Raw genomic sequence first — 18443 nt, forward strand, 5'->3', positions numbered from 1 at the left:
ACGTGCACACGTGGCGCACGTTCTCGCCTTGACGACCCCGAACGGACGACCTCAGGGTGAACATGTCGGGACAAAGCGGTCGCTGACGCGAAGTGCGCGGGGCCCACGGCGGGCGCCCGAAGGAAGGGATGGCTGCAGTGAAGAAGCTCATCAACGACCCGCAGACCGTCGTGGCCGAGTCGCTCGAAGGATTCGCGGCGGCACATGCCGACGTGATCTCCGTGCAGAGCGACCCGTGGTTCGTCACGCGGGCGGGCGGGGCAGTGGCCGGCAAGGTCGGGCTGGTCAGCGGTGGTGGGAGCGGGCACGAACCGCTGCACGGGGGCTTCGTGGGTGTCGGGATGCTGGACGCGGCCGTACCGGGCGCCGTCTTCACGTCGCCGACGCCCGACCAGATCGCACCGGCGCTGCACGCGTCGGACGGGGGCGCAGGGGTGCTGGCGATCGTCAAGAACTACACCGGCGACGTGCTCAACTTCGAGACGGCGGCCGAGCTGGCCGACGCCGAGGGCGTCACGGTCCGCACTGTGATCGTGAACGACGACGTGGCGGTCGAGGACTCGCTGTGGACGGCGGGTCGGCGCGGTGTCGCGGGCACGGTGGCGGTCGAGAAGATCGCGGGCGCGGCGGCAGAGCGCGGTGACGACCTGGACGCGGTCACCGCGGTCGCGGAGAAGGTCATCGCGAACGTGCGCTCGATGGGCGTCGCCCTGACGGCCTGCACCGTCCCTCACGCGGGAAAGCCGAGCTTCGACCTGCCCGACGACGAGATCGAGATCGGCATCGGCATCCACGGGGAGCCCGGTCGGCGGCGCATCCCGCTGGCGAGCGCCGACGAGATCACGGAGATGCTGCTGACGCCGGTGGTCGAGGATCTGGCCCTGACGTCCGGCGAGAGTGTTCTCCTGTTCGTCAACGGCATGGGCGGCACGCCTGCCTCGGAGCTCTACGTCGTCTATCGTCGGGCTCGCGCGTTGCTGGAGGAGCAGGGGGTCGTCGTGGCCCGCTCGCTCGTCGGCAACTACGTGACCTCGCTGGAGATGCAGGGTGCTTCGGTGACCGTGCTCCGTCTGGACGACGAGCTGCACGGCCCTCTGGGACGCCCCGGTGCACACGACGGCGCTGCGTTGGTGAGCAGGCGCCCGTGAGCACGGGCGGGATGCAGGGAGTTCAGCCTCGGGAACTGTCGATGGGAGCGTGGGTATGACGTTGGACGTCGCGTGGGCGATCGAGTGGGTGCGCCTCTCAGCGCAGACCGTCACCGAGCACCGGTCCGAGCTGATCGAGCTCGACCGGCAGATCGGAGACGGGGACCACGGCGAGAACCTGTTCCGTGGCTTCACCGCCGTCACCGCCAAGCTCGACGCGCTCGCAGAGCAGCCGGCGGACATCGGCGAGGTGCTCAAGCTCGTCGCCACGACGCTCATGTCCACGGTCGGCGGTGCCGCCGGTCCGCTCTACGGCACCGCCTACCTGCGCGCCGCGAAGGCCACCGGGGTCCCCGAGCTGGACAGCCACGGTGTGGTCGCCCTGCTCGAAGGGGCGCTCGAGGGCATCGTCGCGCGCGGCAAGGCGCACACCGGTGAGAAGACGATGGTCGACGCCTGGTCGCCGGCGGTCGAGGCCGCCGTCGCGGCGGCCGACGGAGGCGCCACGCCGGCCGCCGTCCTCGAGGCGGCCGCCCAGGCCGCCACCACGGGCGCAGAGTCGACCATCGAGCTCATCGCGACGAAGGGCCGTGCGAGCATCTGGGCGAGCGCTCGCAGCACCACATGGACCCGGGGGCGCGTTCGACAGAGCTCATCCTGCGGGCCGCAGCCCAGGCCGCGGGGTGAGCGGGGACGCACGGGTCGCGCTCGTGCTCGTCTCGCACTCCCGCGCGCTCGCGGAGGGCGCCGCCGAGCTGGCCGGCCAGATGGCTCCGGGCGTGCTCCTGATCGCCGCGGGCGGGATGGACGACGGCGGGATCGGGACCAGCTTCGACGCCATCGAGGCTGCGCTCGGGACGGCGACCGCGAACGGCGGCTCGGCGGTCGTGCTCACGGACCTCGGCTCCGCGGTGCTCACCACGGAGTCGGTGCTCGAGCTCGCCGACGCCGACGTCGCGGCGCGGGTGCGGCTGGCCGATGCCCCGTTCGTCGAGGGTGCGGTCGCGGCTGCGGTGACGGCGCACGGTGGAGCCGACCTGAGCGCGGTGCTCGCCTCCGCAGAGGCCGCCGGTGGGATGTTCGCGTCCCCGGCCGCCCCGGCCGCCGAGGCTCCCGTCGCCCAGGACGGGGTGGTCCGCGCGACGGTGACGGTCCGGAACCCGCTCGGTCTGCACGCGCGGCCGGCGGCGGTGCTCGCACGCATGCTCGCCGGGTACGACGCGAAGGTGCAGGTGGACGGCGCGAACGGGGCGAGCGTGCTGGCGCTGATGAAGCTCGGCGCGACCGAGGGCCACGAGCTGCGCGTCGAGGCCGAGGGTCCCCAGGCGGCCGACGCGGTCGCGGCCCTCGTCGAGGCGGTCGAGGGCGGCTTCGGCGAGGTCTGACCCGCCCCTCGGAGATCCCGAGCCCGCACCGCGAGCCGCTGGCGGAGCTGGACGCGCCCGCTCGCCGGTAATCTGGGCGCAACGAGCTCCACCGCAGGCAGCGGCTCCGCCGTGCGCCGCAAGCGCCCCGCGAAGCCCCAGTTCACGCAGACGATCCTCGTGCTCGAGGCGGTCCTCGTGTTCTTCGCGACGCTCGTGGCGTACGGCCTGCGGCTCGCCCCGACGGCGACGGTGTGGCTGGTCGGCCTCGGCCTGTCGGCGATCCTGATCCTTCTGTCGGGCTTCGTCTCGCGTCCGGGCGGCTATGCCGCGGGCTGGGTGGGGCAGGTCCTCGTGCTCGTCGGCGGGATCTGGGTGCCCATGATGTTCGTCATCGGCGGCCTGTTCGTGGTGCTGTGGTGGGTCGCGCTGAGCCTCGGCGGCCGCATCGACCGCGAGCGTGCGGAGTATGACGCCGCTCACCCCGGCGCTGTCGGCCCCTGACGTCACCTCGACAGCGGGCCCCGTTAGGGTGACGGCCATGACTGACGCACCGACCACGCAGCGCACCCTCGTCCTCGTCAAGCCGGACGGCGTCCGGCGCGGGCTGACGGGCGAGATCCTGCGGCGCATCGAGGCCAAGGGCTACGCGCTGGCGGCCGTCGAGCTTCGGGAGCCCACCGAGGAGCTGCTCGCCGAGCACTACGCCGAGCACGCCGGCAAGCCGTTCCTGACCCCGCTGGTCGACTTCATGCGCTCGGGCCCCGTGCTCGCCGTCGTCGTCGAGGGCCACCGCGCGATCGAGGGCTTCCGGTCGCTGGCCGGCGCCACCGACCCCACGGTCGCGGCGCCCGGCACCATCCGTGGCGACCTCGGACGCGACTGGGGCCTCAAGGTCATCCAGAACCTGGTGCACGGCTCCGACTCGTCCGAGTCCGCGGACCGCGAGATCGCCCTGTGGTTCCCGACCCTCGGCCGTTGACACAAGCACTTCCTTGCGCGGTCGGGCAGGTCGCTCCGTCTAGGCTCTGGGCGTGCACCTCAAGACCCTCACCCTGCGGGGGTTCAAGTCGTTCGCCTCGGCGACGACCCTGAACTTCGAGCCGGGCGTCACCTGCGTGGTCGGGCCCAACGGCTCGGGCAAGTCCAACGTGGTCGACGCGCTGGCCTGGGTGATGGGGGAGCAGGGTGCCAAGTCGCTGCGCGGCGGCAAGATGGAGGACGTCATCTTCGCCGGCACGACCGGGCGGCCGCCGCTCGGCCGCGCCGAGGTGTCGCTGACCATCGACAACGCCGACGGCGCCCTGCCGATCGAGTACTCCGAGGTCACGATCTCGCGCACCCTGTTCCGAAACGGCGGTTCCGAGTACGCGATCAACGGCCAGGGCTGCCGCCTGCTGGACATCCAGGACCTGCTGTCCGACTCGGGCCTCGGCCGCGAGATGCACGTGATCGTCGGCCAGGGACAGCTGGATGCCGTGCTCCGCGCGACGCCCGAGGAGCGGCGCGGCTTCATCGAGGAGGCCGCGGGCGTCCTCAAGCACCGCAAGCGCAAGGAGAAGGCGCTCCGCAAGCTCGAGGCCATGCAGGCCAACCTCACGCGGCTGGGCGACCTGACGGGCGAGATCCGACGACAGCTCGGCCCGCTCGGTCGGCAGGCGGAGGTCGCGCGCAAGGCACAGACCGTCCAGGCGGACCTGCGCGACGCCCGGGCCCGCCTGCTCGCCGACGACCTCGCCCAGCTGACGTCCACGCTCGAGCAGGAGATCGCCGACGAGAGCGCGCTGCGGGTCCGGCGCGAGGAGGTCGAGGCCGCTCTCGCCGAGGTCCGTGCCCGGCTCGCGACGCTCGAGCGGGAGGCCGCCGAGGCGGCCCCGGCGCTCAGCGAGGCCAGCGAGGTCTGGTACCGGCTGTCCTCGCTGCGGGAGCGGCTGCGCGGCACCGCGTCGCTGGCGGCCGACCGGGTCCGCCTGCTCGGCAGCGCCGGCCCGGAGCGCTCCGGAGGCGCCGACCCCGACGACCTGGCCGCCCAGGCCGAGCGGGTGCGGTCCGCCGAGGCGGAGCTGGCCAGCGAGGTGGAGATCGCCCGCGCGGGCCTGGAGGCGGCCGTGACGGCGCGCCAGCAGGCCGAGGCCGAGGCGACCGGTGCGGAGAAGGAGGTCGCGACGGCCCTGCGTGGCGCGGCCGATCGTCGCGAGGGCGTCGCGCGGCTCGCCGGGCAGGTCGCCGCCCGGCGCAGCCGCGTCGAGGCCACGCAGGCGGAGATCGGTCGCCTGCGCGAGTCGCTCGCGGCGGCCGAGGCGCGCGGCCAGGAGGCCACGACCCAGTTCGCGGTGCTCGAGTCGCAGGTCGCCGGCGTCGAGGAGGGCGAGGAGGGTCTGGACGCCGAGCACGAGGCCGCCGTCGAGGCCCTCGAGGGGGCCACCGAACGGCTCGCCGCCCTGCAGGAGCAGCTGAGCGCCGCCGACCGTGAGCGGACCGCCCTGGAGTCGCGCGCCGAGACCCTCGAGCTCAGCCTGACCCGCAAGGACGGTGTGGGTGCGCTCCTCGCCGCGGACGGTCAGCCGGGCCTGGTCGGTTCGGTCGCCGCGCTGCTGGCGGTGGACCCCAAGGACGAGGAGGCCATCGTCGCCGCCCTCGGCTCGCTCGCCGACGCGGTCGCGGTCGACTCCGTGGACGCCGCGGTCGACGCCATCCGCTACCTGCGCACCGAGGACGCAGGTCGGGCGACGCTGCTGGTCAGCGCCGCCGACGAACCTGCCGTCGCGCCGGTCAGCGACGTGCCGGCCGGCGCCGACCGCGCCGTCGACCTGGTCCGCGCCCCGGCGCGCGTGCGCGCGGCCGTCGAGACCCTGCTCGCGCACGTCGTGGTGGTCGACGACCTGGCGGCGGCCCGGGCCATCGTCGGCGCCCGCCCCGACCTGGTCGTCGCCACCCGGTCCGGTGACGTGCTGTCCCAGCACCGCGCGTCCGGGGGTTCCGCGACCGCGCCCAGCGCGCTGCACCTGCAGGCGGCGCTCGAGGCGGCCCGGACGGGCGCGGCGGAGGCGACCGCCGCGGGCGAGCGGGTGCGGTTCGAGCTGGGCAGCGCGACGGAGGCGCTCGCCGCCGCACGGGCGGCCCACGAGGCGACGCTGGACCGGCTCAACGAGTCCGACGCGGCCCTCGCCGCCGTCGCCGAGCAGCTGGGCCACCTCGGTTCGGCCGCCCGCGCCGCGAACGCCGAGGCTGCGCGGATGCAGACGTCCCTCGACGGCGCCTCGACGACGCTCGAGGCGGACTCCGCGGAGCTGACGGAGCTGACCGAACGGCTCGCCGCCGCCGAGGTCGAGCCGGCCGAGAGCGAGGCCGCGATCGTCGAGGGCAGTGCTCGTCGCGACCGTCTGGCCGAGCTGGCGTCCGGCGCCCGCGCCCGCGAGACGGAGGCGCGCCTGACCCTGCGGACCGGTGAGGAGCGTGCGCGTGCCCTGTCCGGTCGGGCCGAGTCGCTGGAACGGGCCGCGCAGACCGAACGGGTCGCCCGCGAGCGCGCCGCGGAGCGGGAACGGTCGCGCGCGCGCCAGGCCGGTGTGGCCGAGGCCGTCCGGGACGGCGCTCAGCGCGCCCTGCAGGTTCTCGACGAGTCGTTGCGGCGTGCCTCGGCCGAGCGCGACGCCGCCGAGACCGCCCGCGGTGACCGGGACCGGGCCGTGTCCGCGGCGCGCGCCGAGGTCGACGTGCGGGCCGGCGAGCTGGCCAGCTCACCGACGTCGCCCACCGCGACGAGATGGCGCGCACCCAGCAGCGACTGCGCATCGAGGCCCTGCAGGCCAGGGCCGTGGACGACCTCGGCCTGGACCCTGCCGTGCTGATCGAGGAGTACGGCCCGCACCAGGACGTGCCGGTCGTCCCGGCTCCGGACCCGGACTCCGACGAACCGACCGCCGTGCCGTACGTCCGCGAGCAGCAGGAGAAGAGGCTGCGGGCCGCCGAGCGCGCGCTGTCGTTGCTCGGCCGCGTCAACCCGCTCGCGCTCGAGGAGTTCGCGGCGCTCGAGGAGCGCCACCAGTTCCTGGTCGAACAGCTGGCTGACCTGAAGAAGTCGCGAGCCGACCTCCTGGAGATCGTCAAGGAGATCGACGAGCGCGTGGAGCAGGTCTTCGCGGACGCCTACCGCGACACCGCGGCCGCGTTCGACGTCGTCTTCCCGCGGCTCTTTCCCGGCGGCGAGGGACGCCTCGTGCTCACCGACCCGGACAACATGCTCACCACGGGCATCGAGGTCGAGGCTCGGCCCGCCGGCAAGAAGGTCAAGCGACTGTCCCTGCTCTCGGGTGGGGAGCGGTCGCTGACGGCCGTGGCGCTCCTCGTCGCCATCTTCAAGGCGCGACCCAGCCCGTTCTACGTGATGGACGAGGTCGAGGCGGCCCTCGACGACGCCAACCTGGGCCGCCTGCTGGAGATCTTCCGCGAGCTGCAGGAGGACTCCCAGCTGATCGTCGTGACGCACCAGAAGCGGACCATGGAGATCGCCGACGCGCTCTACGGCGTGACGATGCGCGGGGACGGCGTGACCACGGTCATCAGCCAGCGGATGCGCGAGGACGTCGCAGCCGGCGTGTGAAGGTTGTGTGCGGTTCTGCCGACGCGGGGGGTTCGAGGCTGCCTCGGCGAGGCCGCACCCGGAGACTGGGTGACATGCCGATCCTCGTTGCGATCTTCGTCGCCCTGCTCGCCGCGGGTGGTGTGCTGCTCGTGGCCAGCGTCGTGAGCACGCGTCGCGACCGCCGTGAGTCGCCGCTGACCGCGCTGCGCGCCGGTCTGACCGGGCGTGACCACCCCGATGCCGCGGTCGGCGCTGCGGCGACGGCCGAGCCGGTGGACGTCTCGCTGGCCGAGTTCTTGAGCGTCACCGTGGAGGAGGGCGACCCGTACCTGCACGTGGACGACCTCGCGGCCACCCTGCACGACGCACGGGCCAAGGCCGTCGGCGTTCTGCCCGGCCGGCGCCGCTGACTCGCTTCGGGACGCCGCGGCCGTACAGACTGTCCCGGTGACCAACGACAGCATCGAGATCCTTCTCGCCGCCGGCATCCCGATCGCCCTGCTCGTCGTGCTCGCGACGGCACTGGTGCGTCGACGTCGGCCCGACCTGGGCGACGAGGAGCCGGTGGCACCGGTCGTCGCGCCGTCGGTCGACCTCGCTCCGTCGGTCGACCTCGCTCCGCCCGCCGAGCCGGTCGAGGCGCCCGAGGAGCTCTTTCCGACGAAGCCGCACAGGCACCCGTCCTGGAGGTCCCCGAGCCGGTCGCGGGACGGCTGACCCGGCTGCGCTCGCGGCTCGCCCGGTCCGGCTCCCCGCTGGGCTCACGGCTGCTGGCGGTGCTCTCGCGCGACCACCTCACCGAGGACGACTGGGACGAGCTCGAGGAGACGCTGCTGCTCGCCGACGTGGGGGCCGGGCCCAGCGGTGACCTGATCGAGGCGCTCCGCACACGGGTCCGCGTGGACGGCGTCAAGGACCCCGCGGCGGTGCGCGCCCTCCTGCGTGAGCAGCTCATCGCGCTCGTCGACCCCTCGCTCGACCGGTCGATCAACACGTCGCCGACCGCCGCGGACGACGGCTCCGCCGTGCCGGCCGTCGTCCTGGTCGTCGGCGTCAACGGGACCGGCAAGACGACCACCGTCGGCAAGCTCGCTCGCGTCCTGGTCGCCGAGGGGCAGACCGTCGTCCTGGGGGCCGCGGACACCTTCCGCGCCGCCGCCGCCGACCAGCTGCAGACCTGGGGCTCGCGGGTCGGCGTGCAGACCGTCCGCTCGGACCGCGACGGTGCGGACCCGGCGGCCGTGGCGTTCGACTCCGTGCGCACGGGCAAGGCGCAGGGTGTCGACGTCGTGCTGGTCGACACGGCCGGCCGCCTGCAGAACAAGGCGGGGCTGATGGACGAGCTGGGCAAGATCACGCGCGTCATCACGCGCGAGGCCCCGCTGTCCGAGGTGCTCCTCGTGCTCGATGCGACGACCGGTCAGAACGGTCTGAACCAGGCCCGCGTCTTCAGCGAGGTCGCAGGCGTCACGGGCATCGTGCTGACCAAGCTCGACGGCACGGCGAAGGGCGGGATCGTGGTCGCGGTCCAGCGCGAGCTGGGCGTCCCGGTCAAGCTCGTCGGCCTGGGCGAGGGCCCCGACGACCTGGCCCCGTTCGACGCGGCGTCGTTCGTGGACGGGCTGCTCGAGGGCTGACCGTCACGTCGACCCGAGCCCGGCGACGCCATTGTGGGGAACTCTGCGCTGCGGTCAGGGCTGCCGGGTGACGCACCATGACAGGTGCACGGCGACCGGTCACTGAGTCCGTCACGCGACCGGAAGGCGCCCTGACCTGGTGCGACGCGCCCCCGGAGGCGCCCGGGGCTCCTGGACGACCGCTCACCACGAAATCGAACGTTTACGCGAGATGGGCGCTTGTCACACGGCCGTAACGTCCCCGGTGAACGAAGGAAACGGGCCTCCCCGACTGTTGTCCCGTCCGGCCGCCAGGTCGGCGGAGGGAGAGACGCGTAATGGGCTCCACCTTGGTCTCCGAGGGTTTTGCACTGGATTCCGGCAACACTGCCTGGATGATGACGTCTGCCGCGATCGTCCTCATGATGACGGTCCCCGGCCTGGCGTTCTTCTACGGGGGCATGGTCCGCAGCAAGTCGGTCCTGAACATGCTGATGATGAACTTCATCTCGGTCGGGACCGTCGGGTTCATCTGGGTGATGTACGGCTACTCGATGGCGTTCGGCCCCAAGGTCGACGGCATCGGGCAGTTCTTCAACAGCCCGTTCACGTACTTCGGCCTGAACGACCTGACCGACGACAAGGGTCTCGGCGCCCTGACCGGCGTCCCCGCCCTGGTCGGTGTCGGGTTCCAGGCCACGTTCGCCGTCATCACCGTCGCGCTCATCTCGGGCGCGATCGCCGACCGCATCAAGTTCGGCAGCTGGGTCGCCTTCACGGTGGTCTGGGCGACGGTCGTCTACTTCCCGCTCGCGCACATGGTGTGGGGCGGCGGCTTCCTGGGCGTCGGTGGCAAGGTCTCCACCTGGCTCTCGACGCCCATCGACTTCGCCGGTGGGACGGTCGTCCACATCAACGCCGGTGCAGCGGGTCTCGCGCTCGTGCTCCTGCTCGGCAAGCGCAAGGGCTGGCCGAAGGAGCCGATCCGGCCGCACAACCTGCCCTACGTGATGCTCGGTGCCGGTCTGCTGTGGGTCGGCTGGTTCGGGTTCAACGCCGGGTCGGAGGGCGCTGCTGACGGCACCGCCGGCCGCGCGTGGGTCAACACATTCGTCGCCACCTGCCTCGCGATGCTCACCTGGTTGATCGTGGAGAAGATCCGCGACGGTCACGCGACGTCCCTGGGTGCCGCATCGGGCATCGTGGCCGGTCTGGTCGCCATCACCCCGGCCGCGGCCGCGGTGGACACGTACGGTGCGATCTTCATCGGCGCCATCGCCGGTGTGGTCTGCGCCCTGGCGGTCGGGCTCAAGTTCAAGTTCGGCTTCGACGACGCGCTCGACGTGGTCGGCGTGCACCTCGTCGGTGGCATCACGGGAACGCTGCTGATCGGGCTCTTCGCGACGAACCTGCAGGGTGGCTGGTACCCGGACGGCGCCAAGAACGGTCTGTTCTACGGTGGCGGGTGGACGCACTCGCGTCCCAGGCCGTCGTGGCGGGCTTCGCCGTCCTCTTCTCGTTCATCCTGACGACCGTCATCGGCTTCATCATCAAGGCGATCACGGGTCTGCGGCTGAGCGAGGACGACGAGGTCAACGGCATCGACCTGGCAGTGCACGGTGAGACGGCGTACGAGACCCTGGGTGGAACCCGGGTCCTGACGGAGGTGAACTGATGACCAAGCTTCGTCACGGCTGTCATTCAGCCGCACAGGCTCGATGACGTGAAGTCGGCCCTCGAGGCCGCCGGAGTTCGCGGGCTGACGGTCAGCGAGGCGAGCGGCTACGGCCGTCAGAAGGGCCACACGGAGGTCTACCGGGGGGCCGAGTACACGGTCGACCTGGTGCCCAAGGTGAAGATCGACGTCCTGGTCACCGACGAGGACGTGGCGGGCGTGACCGAGGTCATCATCCGTGCCGCCCAGACCGGCAAGATCGGGGACGGCAAGGTCTGGGTCGTGCCGGTGGAGGACGTCGCACGTGTCCGCACCGGTGAGCACGGCGACGACGCGCTCTAGCAGGACGGTCCACGGCACAACATGACACAGGAACGGCCGCCCGCGGGGGGCGTGGCCGCGAACGGGTCGCCCGAGGTCCCGCACCCCCCGGTGGGGGTGCGGGACCTCCGCGGTGAACGGCTCGACCTCGCCGCGAGCAGGACGGGTCCGGGTTCCGACGGGGTCGGTCGCCGCCGCGCGATCGTCGACCTCGTGGTCCGCCGGCTCGGCGAGCAGTGGACGCTGGCCACGCAGGGCGAGGACGTCTCGGGCATCGCCCTCGGCGCGGTCGGCAGCATCGGACGCGGCGACGCCAGCCCGGTGAGCGACCTCGACCTCCTGCTCGTGCACGAGGGCCGGGGGCACTCCCCGGAGGACTCGCCGCCCTCTCGCAGCGCATCTGGTACCCCATCTGGGACGCCGGGCTGGACCTCGACCACTCGGTGCGGTCGCTGGCGCAGTGCCGCCAGGTGGCCTCCAAGGACCTGCCCGCCGCGGTCGGGCTGCTCGACCTGCAGCCGGTGGCAGGCGACGCGCTGGTCATCGCGCGCGCCAAGTCCGCCCTGCTCGAGGACTGGCGCTCCGCGGCGCGGCGCCGCCTCCCGGAGCTCCTGCTCGACCAAGCAGCGCGCCGACCGCCACGGCGAGCTCGCCTACCTGATCGAGCCCGAGCTCAAGGAGGCCCGCGGGGGCATCCGCGACGCCGTGGTGCTCAGCGCGCTCGCGGCCACGTGGCTGACCGACCGCCCGCACGGCGCGGTCGACATGGCCTACGCGCACCTGCTCGACGTGCGCGACACGGTCCAGGTGGTGACCCGGCGGCACACCAACCGGCTCCTGCTGCAGGACCAGGACGAGGTCGCGGCGCTCGTGGGGTTCGACGACCGCGACGACCTCGTGGCCAGCATCGCCGAGGCGGGCCGCGTCATCTCCTACGCCCTCGACACGACCGTGCGCAACGCCCGGCAGGCGCTGCAGCGCCCCGCGCGCACCGCGATGCTCGTGCGCGGCCGGCGCACCGCCCCGCGGCTGCGCTCCATCGGGGAGGACCTGGTGGAGCACGACGGCGAGATCGTGCTGGCGGTCGACGCGCGGCCGGCCGACGACCCGCTGCTCTCCCTTCGCGCCGCCGCGACCGCCGCCCGCACCGGGCTGAGCCTGTCGCCGGTGACGGTGGCGAGCCTCACGGCCACGCCGCCGCTCCCGACGCCGTGGCCCAAGGCGGCGCGCACCCATCTGCTGCAGCTGCTCGGCTCGGGTCCCGCGCAGGTGCCCATCTGGGAGGCGCTCGACCTGGCCGGCGTGGTGACCACCTGGATCCCCGAGTGGGCGGGCGTCCGCAACCGGCCCCAGCGCTCGCAGGTCCACCGGCACACCGTCGACCGGCACCTCATCGAGACGGTGGCGCGCGCGGGTCGGGACAAGCGGGTGGTCGAGCACGGCGACACGCTCCTGGTCGCGGCGCTGCTGCACGACATCGGCAAGCGCGCGGGTGCGGGGGACCACTCGATCGAGGGTGCTCGTCTGGCCGGACCGATCGTCACCCGGATGGGGTTCGACGAGCAGGTGGTCGCCGACGTGACCCGCCTGGTGCGCGAGCACCTCACGCTCTCCGAGCTGGCGACGACGGCGGACCCCGACGACCCGGCGACGATGGCGCGGCTGCTCGACGCCGTCGACCACCGCCCCGACATGCTCGTCCTGCTGCGCGCGCTGACGGAGGCAGACGCCGGCGCCGCGGGCCCGTTGGCGTGGAGCACGTGGCGCGCGACCCTCGTCGACGACCTCACGGCGCGGGCCACCCGCGCGCTGGCAGGTACGCTAGGCCCTTCTGAGGGAGCCCGTCCCAAGCACCCCGAAGCGTGAGGATCGCCAGGTGTTCGCCACCCTGTCCGACCGATTGACGTCGACCTTCAAGAACCTGCGCACCAAGGGCCGTCTGTCCGAGGCGGACATCGACGCCACGGTGCGCGAGATCCGTCGTGCCCTGCTCGACGCCGACGTCGCCGTCCCCGTCGTCCGCTCCTTCACCGGTGCGGTGCGCGAGCGTGCGCTGTCGGCCGAGGTGTCCGGCGCGCTGAACCCCGCGCAGCAGGTCGTCAAGATCGTCAACGAGGAAGCTCGTCGCCATCCTCGGCGGCGAGACGCGCACGCTCAACCTGGCCAAGAACCCGCCGACCGTCATCCTGCTGGCCGGTCTGCAGGGTGCGGGCAAGACGACGCTCGCGGGCAAGCTCGCGCTGCACCTGAAGTCCCAGGGGCACACGCCCCTGCTCGTCGCGGCCGACCTGCAGCGTCCCAACGCGGTCACGCAGCTCCAGGTCGTCGGCGAGCGCGCCGGGGTGCCCGTCTTCGCGCCCCACAAGGGCAACCAGGGCCACGAGGACGTTCTCCCGGCCGACGCCGACCCGGTCGCGGTCGCCCGCGAGGGTCTGGCGACGGCGAAGTCGAAGCTGCACGACGTCCTGATCGTGGACACGGCCGGCCGGCTCGGCGTCGACGCGGACCTGATGAAGCAGGCGTCCGACATCCGCGACGCGCTCGACCCGGACGAGATCCTGTTCGTGATCGACGCGATGATCGGCCAGGACGCCGTCACCACCGCGCAGGCGTTCCAGGACGGCGTCGGGTTCACGGGCGTGGTGCTGTCCAAGCTCGACGGTGACGCCCGCGGTGGCGCGGCGCTCTCGGTCGCCAGCGTCACGGGTCGCCCGATCCTGTACGCGTCCACGGGCGAGAAGCTCACCGACTTCGAGGTGTTCCACCCCGACCGCATGGCGTCGCGCATCCTCGACATGGGTGACGTCCTGACGCTCATCGAGCAGGCCGAGAAGGCGTTCGACGCGGGCGAGGCGGAGGCCCTGGCGGGCAAGCTCTCCTCCGGGCAGGACCTCACGCTCGAGGACTTCCTGTCCCAGATGCAGCAGCTGCGCAAGGCCGGACCCCTGAAGAAGATGATGGGGATGCTGCCCGGCATGGGGCAGATGCGCGAGGCGCTCGACAACTTCGACGAGCGCGAGGTGGACCGCATCGAGGCGATCATCCGCTCGATGACGCCCGCGGAGCGCCGCACCCCGAAGATCATCAACGGCTCGCGCCGCTCCCGCATCGCCAGGGGCTCCGGCACCCAGCCGAGCGACGTCAACCAGCTGCTGGAGCGTTTCGACGGCGCGCAGAAGATGATGAAGCAGATGGCCAAGGGCGGCGGGATGCCCCCGGGCATGCCCGGAAGCATGGGCAACCTGCCGGGCATGGGCGGCAAGAAGTCGAAGGGCCGTACCGCGCCCCCGGTCCGCCGGGTCAAGGCGAAGTCGGGCAACCCGGCCAAGCGCGCGGAGCAGGAGCGCGGGATCACCAGCCGCCCGGCGTCCGCACCCGGTTCCGCGTTCGGGGTCGCGGCTCCCAAGGCGCCGGTCGACGTCGACCCCGCGGACCTGAACCTGCCCGCGGACTTCGACCGCTTCCTCGGCGGCCGCTGAGCCGGCGACGCTGGACCGGCGACCTGTGGTCCTGCACCTGCGCGGCACGGTCGTCCTCGACGACGACCACGAGGTCGGTGAGGCCTGGGTCGTCGGCGGTCGGCTGACGTTCCAGCGGCCGGCCCTGGAGGCGACCGCGGTCCTGGACGGCTGGGTGCTGCCCGGCTTGGTCGACGTGCACTGTCACATCGGGCTCGCGGCCGACGGACCCGTCGACGCGGCCACCGCCGAGCTGCAGGCCCTCGCGGACCGCGACTCGGGGGTCCTGCTCGTGCGTGACGCAGGCTCACCGGCCGACACGGGGTGGGTGCACGACCGCGCGGACCTGCCCCGGCTGATCCGTGCCGGGCGGCACCTCGCGAGGCCCAAGCGCTACCTGCGCCACTACGGTCGCGACTCGCGTCGCCGGGCGACCTGCCGACGGCGGTGCTCGAGGAGGCCGCCCGTGGCGACGGCTGGGTCAAGCTCGTGGCGGACTGGATCGACCGGGACCTCGGCGCCGACGGGGACCTCACGCCGTTGTGGCCCGACGACGTGCTGGCGGAGGCGGTGGCCGCGGCGCACGGCGTGGGCGCCAGGGTTACCGCGCACACCTTCGCGACGGAGTCGCTGGACGCGCTGCTCGACGTGGGCATCGACTGCCTCGAGCACGCCACGGGGGCCACGCCCGAGCAGATCGACCGCATCGCCGCCGCCGGCGTCCCGGTCACCGCGACGCTGCTGCAGGTCGGACAGTTCGCGGCGATCGCCGCGCAGGGCGAGGCCCGCTACCCCCGGTTCGCCGCGCGCATGCGGGCGCTCTACGACCACCGGTACCAGCTGGTGCGCGACCTGCACGAGGCGGGCGTGCCGGTCCTCGTCGGCACCGATGCGGGCGGCACGCTCGGCCACGGCCGGATCGCCGACGAGGCGGCCGAGCTCGTGCGCGCCGGCCTGCCCGCCCGCGAGGTCGTCGCGTCGGCCAGCTGGCGGACCCGCGCTTGGCTCGGGGTGCCGAGCATCGCCGAGGGGGAGAGCGCTGACGTCGTGGTCTACGACGCAGACCCGCGGACGCAGATCGAGGTGCTCGCGCACCCGCGGGCGGTCGTGCTCCGCGGGGACGTCGTCGCCCGGGCGTGACCTCGCGCACGTGGTTGGGGGACGAGCCGCGCATCTGGCACAATGATCGGCTGTACCCGGCGTCCGCAGCCCCTCTACCTGCGTTCGTCGTGTCCCGACCGAACCGGCGCGCCCACCCCACGGGCCCATGCGCGGGAACGTCACCTCAGCAGACCTCAGGAGAAGACCACACCGTGGCCACCAAGATTCGTCTCAAGCGTTTCGGCAAGATCCGCCAGCCGTACTACCGCGTCGTCGTCGCCGACTCGCGCACCAAGCGCGACGGCCGCGTCATCGAGGAGATCGGCAAGTACCACCCCACCGAGGAGCCCTCGCTCATCGAGATCGACTCGGCGCGCGCGCAGTACTGGCTCGGCGTCGGCGCTCAGCCGACCGAGCAGGTCGCCGTGCTCCTCAAGATCACGGGTGACTGGCAGAAGTTCAAGAACCTTCCCGGCCAGGAGGGCACGCTGCGCACCAAGGCCGACAAGGTCGACCCGAAGGCTGCCATCGAGGCCGTCGGCCTGGACGCCGAGAAGGCCAAGGCCAAGGCGTCCGAGAAGAAGGCCGCCGACAAGGCTGCCGCTGCCGAGGCTCCGGCCGAGGACGAGCAGGCCTGATGCTCGCGGAGGCGCTCGAGCACCTGGTGCGCGGCATCGTCGACCACCCGGACGACGTGCGGGTCAACGCCTCGACGCTGCGTCGTGGTGACCTGCTCGAGGTGCGCGTGCACCCGGACGACCTCGGCCGTGTGATCGGTCGCGGCGGTCGGACGGCTCGCGCGCTGCGCACGGTCGTCGGCGCGCTCTCCCCGGACGGTGCGGTCCGCGTCGACGTCGTGGACGTCGACCGGCGCTGAAGCTCTGCACCATCGCGCAAGGCCCGGTCCCCTAGCCTGGGGACCGGGCCTTCGCTCGTTCTCCTCGACCCCGAGAGGTTTCCCATGCTGCTGACCGTCGCGCGGATCGGCCGTGCCCACGGCCTGCGCGGTGAGGTCGCCCTCGACCTGCGCACCGACACCCCGCAGGACCGCTTCGTGGTCGGCGCGCAGCTGCGCACCGAGCCGTCGGCGCGGGGGCCGCTGACCGTGGTGAGCACCCGCACGCAGCAGGGCCGCTGGTACGTGGCGTTCGCGCAGATCACGGACCGGACGACCGCCGAGGCGATGCGCGGGACGGGCTCGTGGTCGAGCAGGACGCGTCCGACGAGGACGACGCCTGGTACCCGCACGAGCTGGCCGGGCTGCGCGCCGAGCACGTGGACGGCACCGTGCTCGGCGAGGTCGTCGGGCTCGAGCACCTGCCGGCGCACGACATGCTGGTCCTGCGCGAGCCCGACGGCACGCGCACGCTGGTGCCGTTCGTCCGCGCGATCGTGCCGGTCGTGGACGTCCCGGGCGGCCGTGTCGTTCTCGACCCGCCGGGCGGTCTGCTCGCCTCGGACGCCGAGAACCTGGTCGTGTCGGACGAGACGGTGGGACGGGCCGCCGGGGACGACGACTGACGTGCGCATCGACGTCGTCTCGATCTTCCCGGAGTACCTCGCGCCGCTCGACCTGTCCCTCGTCGGCAAGGCGCGCGCGTCCGGGCTGCTCGACCTGCGGGTGCACGACCTGCGCGACTGGACCTCGGACCGCCACCGGACGGTCGACGACACCCCGTTCGGCGGCGGCGCCGGCATGGTCATGCGACCCGACGTCTGGGGCGCCGCGCTCGACGACGTACTGACGCCCGTGGCGCACCTCCTGGTGCCGACGCCGTCGGGGGAGCCGTTCACGCAGCGGACCGCCGAGGCGCTCGCGGGGGAGGCGCACCTGGTGCTGGCCTGCGGCCGCTACGAGGGGATCGACGCCCGGGTGGCCGAGCACTACGGCGCCCGGCCGGACGTGACGGTGACCGAGTTCTCGATCGGGGACTACGTGCTCAACGGCGGCGAGGTCGCGGCGCTCGTGGTGGTGGAGGCGGTCGGCCGGCTGCTGCCGGGCGTCGTCGGCAACCCGGAGTCCCTGGTCGAGGAGTCGCACGGGGCTGCCGGGCTGCTCGAGTACCCCGTCTACACCAAGCCCCCCGCGTGGGCCGACCTCGAGGTGCCCGACGTGCTGCTCTCCGGGCACCACGCGAGGATCGCCCGGTGGCGCCGCGACACGGCGCTGGAGCGCACGGCGGCCCGCCGGCCGGACCTCGTTGCCGCGCTGCCGCTCGACCAGCTCGACGCGCAGGACCTGCGGCTGCTGGCCGAGCTGGGCTGGCACGCGGTCGACGGCCGCCTGAATTATCGGTAGGGCGTCCGGGTGTGGCAGACTTGCCCGTTGGTGCGCGCAGGCCGCGTCTCTGCCACAGGGGAGACGATCGACGGCCACCGGGAATTCTTGAACACGAGTCTTCTCCAACGCGCACGACCATGAGCCCACGGACACCCGTCCTGCCCTTGCGGCACGGCCGAGAGGTCCCGATGACGCTCCTGACCTGTGGCAGGGCGAGGAAGTGACACACCATGCACACGCTTGACTCCGTCGACGCAGCGTCGCTGCGCTCCGACATCCCGGACTTCCGCGCCGGTGACACCCTGAAGGTCAACGTCAAGGTCGTCGAGGGCACGCGCTCGCGCATCCAGGCGTTCCAGGGTGTCGTCATCGCGCGCCAGGGCAGCGGCGTCCGCGAGACGTTCACGGTCCGCAAGGTCAGCTTCCAGGTCGGCGTCGAGCGCACCTTCCCGGTGCACTCCCCGAGCCTGGACTCGATCGAGGTCGTCACCCGTGGTGACGTCCGCCGCGCCAAGCTGTACTACCTGCGCAACCTGCGCGGCAAGAAGGCGAAGATCAAGGAGAAGCGCGACTTCGTCCCGGCCAAGAAGGCCTGACACCTCGCAGTGCACGCACGTCCGAACGGGCGGTCACCTGACGGTGGCCGCCCGTTCGCCGTGTCGGGCGCCGATCCGGTACGCGATGCACATCCGCACGTGCGAGAGTGTGCGGGTGACCGAACGACCCGCCGACGAGCTCGGCTTCGACGCGGGACCGGCTGCTTGGCCGGGCCAGGTGGCGTCCGCAGCGCCCTCTGCGACGACCCCGACCAACCCCGCACTCGCTCCGTTCGGGGAGAGCGCTCCGAGCCTCCGCAGGGTCGTCGAACCCGCGGCGGCACGCGGCCCCGAGTCG

The 18443-nt window shown here is 72.9% G+C and carries 11 protein-coding genes and 8 pseudogenes; all 19 read left to right on the forward strand.

Annotated features, from left to right (window positions below):
- The first annotated feature begins 137 nt into the window (after window positions 1-137).
- Window positions 138-1134 (forward strand): annotated as a pseudogene (dhaK, locus tag AC38ZX_RS07565) (dihydroxyacetone kinase subunit DhaK).
- 69 nt (window positions 1135-1203) lie between these two features.
- Window positions 1204-1835, forward strand: a pseudogene (gene dhaL / locus AC38ZX_RS07570) (dihydroxyacetone kinase subunit DhaL).
- Window positions 1832-2533 (forward strand): dihydroxyacetone kinase phosphoryl donor subunit DhaM, encoded by a 702-nt coding sequence (dhaM, locus tag AC38ZX_RS07575; protein WP_426595211.1) that lies wholly within the window; start codon window positions 1832-1834, stop codon window positions 2531-2533. The pseudogene dhaL and the gene dhaM overlap by 4 nt, the downstream one beginning before the upstream one ends.
- A 111-nt stretch (window positions 2534-2644) precedes the next feature.
- Window positions 2645-3016, forward strand: coding sequence for a DUF4233 domain-containing protein (locus tag AC38ZX_RS07580; RefSeq protein ID WP_491296886.1), 372 nt, complete (start codon window positions 2645-2647; stop codon window positions 3014-3016).
- A 37-nt stretch (window positions 3017-3053) separates the two neighbouring features.
- On the forward strand, window positions 3054-3494 hold the full coding sequence (gene ndk / locus AC38ZX_RS07585) for a nucleoside-diphosphate kinase (RefSeq protein ID WP_426595213.1): 441 nt from the start codon (window positions 3054-3056) through the stop codon (window positions 3492-3494).
- 52 nt (window positions 3495-3546) lie between these two features.
- Window positions 3547-7115, forward strand: a pseudogene (smc, locus tag AC38ZX_RS07590) (chromosome segregation protein SMC).
- 74 nt (window positions 7116-7189) lie between these two features.
- Window positions 7190-7507: a hypothetical protein gene (locus tag AC38ZX_RS07595; RefSeq protein WP_426595215.1), complete on the forward strand. Its 318-nt coding sequence runs from the start codon at window positions 7190-7192 to the stop codon at window positions 7505-7507.
- Between the two features lie 37 nt (window positions 7508-7544).
- Entirely contained in the window at window positions 7545-7814 is a 270-nt protein-coding gene (locus AC38ZX_RS07600; RefSeq protein ID WP_491296887.1) for a hypothetical protein, read from the forward strand.
- A gap of 59 nt (window positions 7815-7873) precedes the next feature.
- Entirely contained in the window at window positions 7874-8734 is an 861-nt protein-coding gene (ftsY, locus tag AC38ZX_RS07605; RefSeq protein WP_491296888.1) for a signal recognition particle-docking protein FtsY, read from the forward strand.
- Window positions 8735-9051: 317 nt separating this feature from the next.
- A pseudogene (locus tag AC38ZX_RS07610) lies at window positions 9052-10388 on the forward strand (ammonium transporter).
- 48 nt (window positions 10389-10436) lie between these two features.
- Window positions 10437-10730, forward strand: a complete 294-nt coding sequence (locus tag AC38ZX_RS07615) for a P-II family nitrogen regulator (protein ID WP_491296889.1) — start codon at window positions 10437-10439, stop codon at window positions 10728-10730.
- A 21-nt stretch (window positions 10731-10751) separates the two neighbouring features.
- Window positions 10752-12575, forward strand: a pseudogene (locus AC38ZX_RS07620) ([protein-PII] uridylyltransferase).
- A gap of 10 nt (window positions 12576-12585) precedes the next feature.
- Window positions 12586-14188 (forward strand): annotated as a pseudogene (gene ffh / locus AC38ZX_RS07625) (signal recognition particle protein).
- 25 nt (window positions 14189-14213) lie between these two features.
- A pseudogene (locus tag AC38ZX_RS07630) lies at window positions 14214-15307 on the forward strand (amidohydrolase family protein).
- A 173-nt stretch (window positions 15308-15480) separates the two neighbouring features.
- Entirely contained in the window at window positions 15481-15906 is a 426-nt protein-coding gene (gene rpsP / locus AC38ZX_RS07635) for a 30S ribosomal protein S16 (RefSeq protein WP_426595221.1), read from the forward strand.
- Entirely contained in the window at window positions 15906-16145 is a 240-nt protein-coding gene (locus tag AC38ZX_RS07640; protein WP_426595222.1) for an RNA-binding protein, read from the forward strand. Before rpsP ends, AC38ZX_RS07640 begins: the two co-directional genes overlap by 1 nt.
- Window positions 16146-16229: 84 nt before the next feature.
- Window positions 16230-16789: pseudogene (gene rimM, locus AC38ZX_RS07645) on the forward strand (ribosome maturation factor RimM).
- A gap of 1 nt (window position 16790) precedes the next feature.
- The gene (trmD, locus tag AC38ZX_RS07650) at window positions 16791-17567 is read left to right on the forward strand and encodes a tRNA (guanosine(37)-N1)-methyltransferase TrmD (protein ID WP_491296890.1); all 777 of its coding nucleotides are present in this window, start codon (window positions 16791-16793) and stop codon (window positions 17565-17567) included.
- A 212-nt stretch (window positions 17568-17779) separates the two neighbouring features.
- Window positions 17780-18145 (forward strand): 50S ribosomal protein L19, encoded by a 366-nt coding sequence (gene rplS / locus AC38ZX_RS07655; RefSeq protein ID WP_426595225.1) that lies wholly within the window; start codon window positions 17780-17782, stop codon window positions 18143-18145.
- The last annotated feature ends 298 nt before the right edge of the window (window positions 18146-18443 follow it).

The organism is Cellulomonas sp. McL0606, assembly GCF_058248365.1.

What these genes read in the sequence shown, in the direction of transcription:
- ndk (WP_426595213.1), top strand. Translation starts at nt 3,054, where the DNA reads ATGACTGACGCACCGACCACGCAGCGCACCCTCGTCCTCGTCAAGCCG.
- rplS (WP_426595225.1), top strand. Translation starts at nt 17,780, where the DNA reads ATGCACACGCTTGACTCCGTCGACGCAGCGTCGCTGCGCTCCGACATC.
- AC38ZX_RS07640 (WP_426595222.1), top strand. Translation starts at nt 15,906, where the DNA reads ATGCTCGCGGAGGCGCTCGAGCACCTGGTGCGCGGCATCGTCGACCAC.
- AC38ZX_RS07595 (WP_426595215.1), top strand. Translation starts at nt 7,190, where the DNA reads ATGCCGATCCTCGTTGCGATCTTCGTCGCCCTGCTCGCCGCGGGTGGT.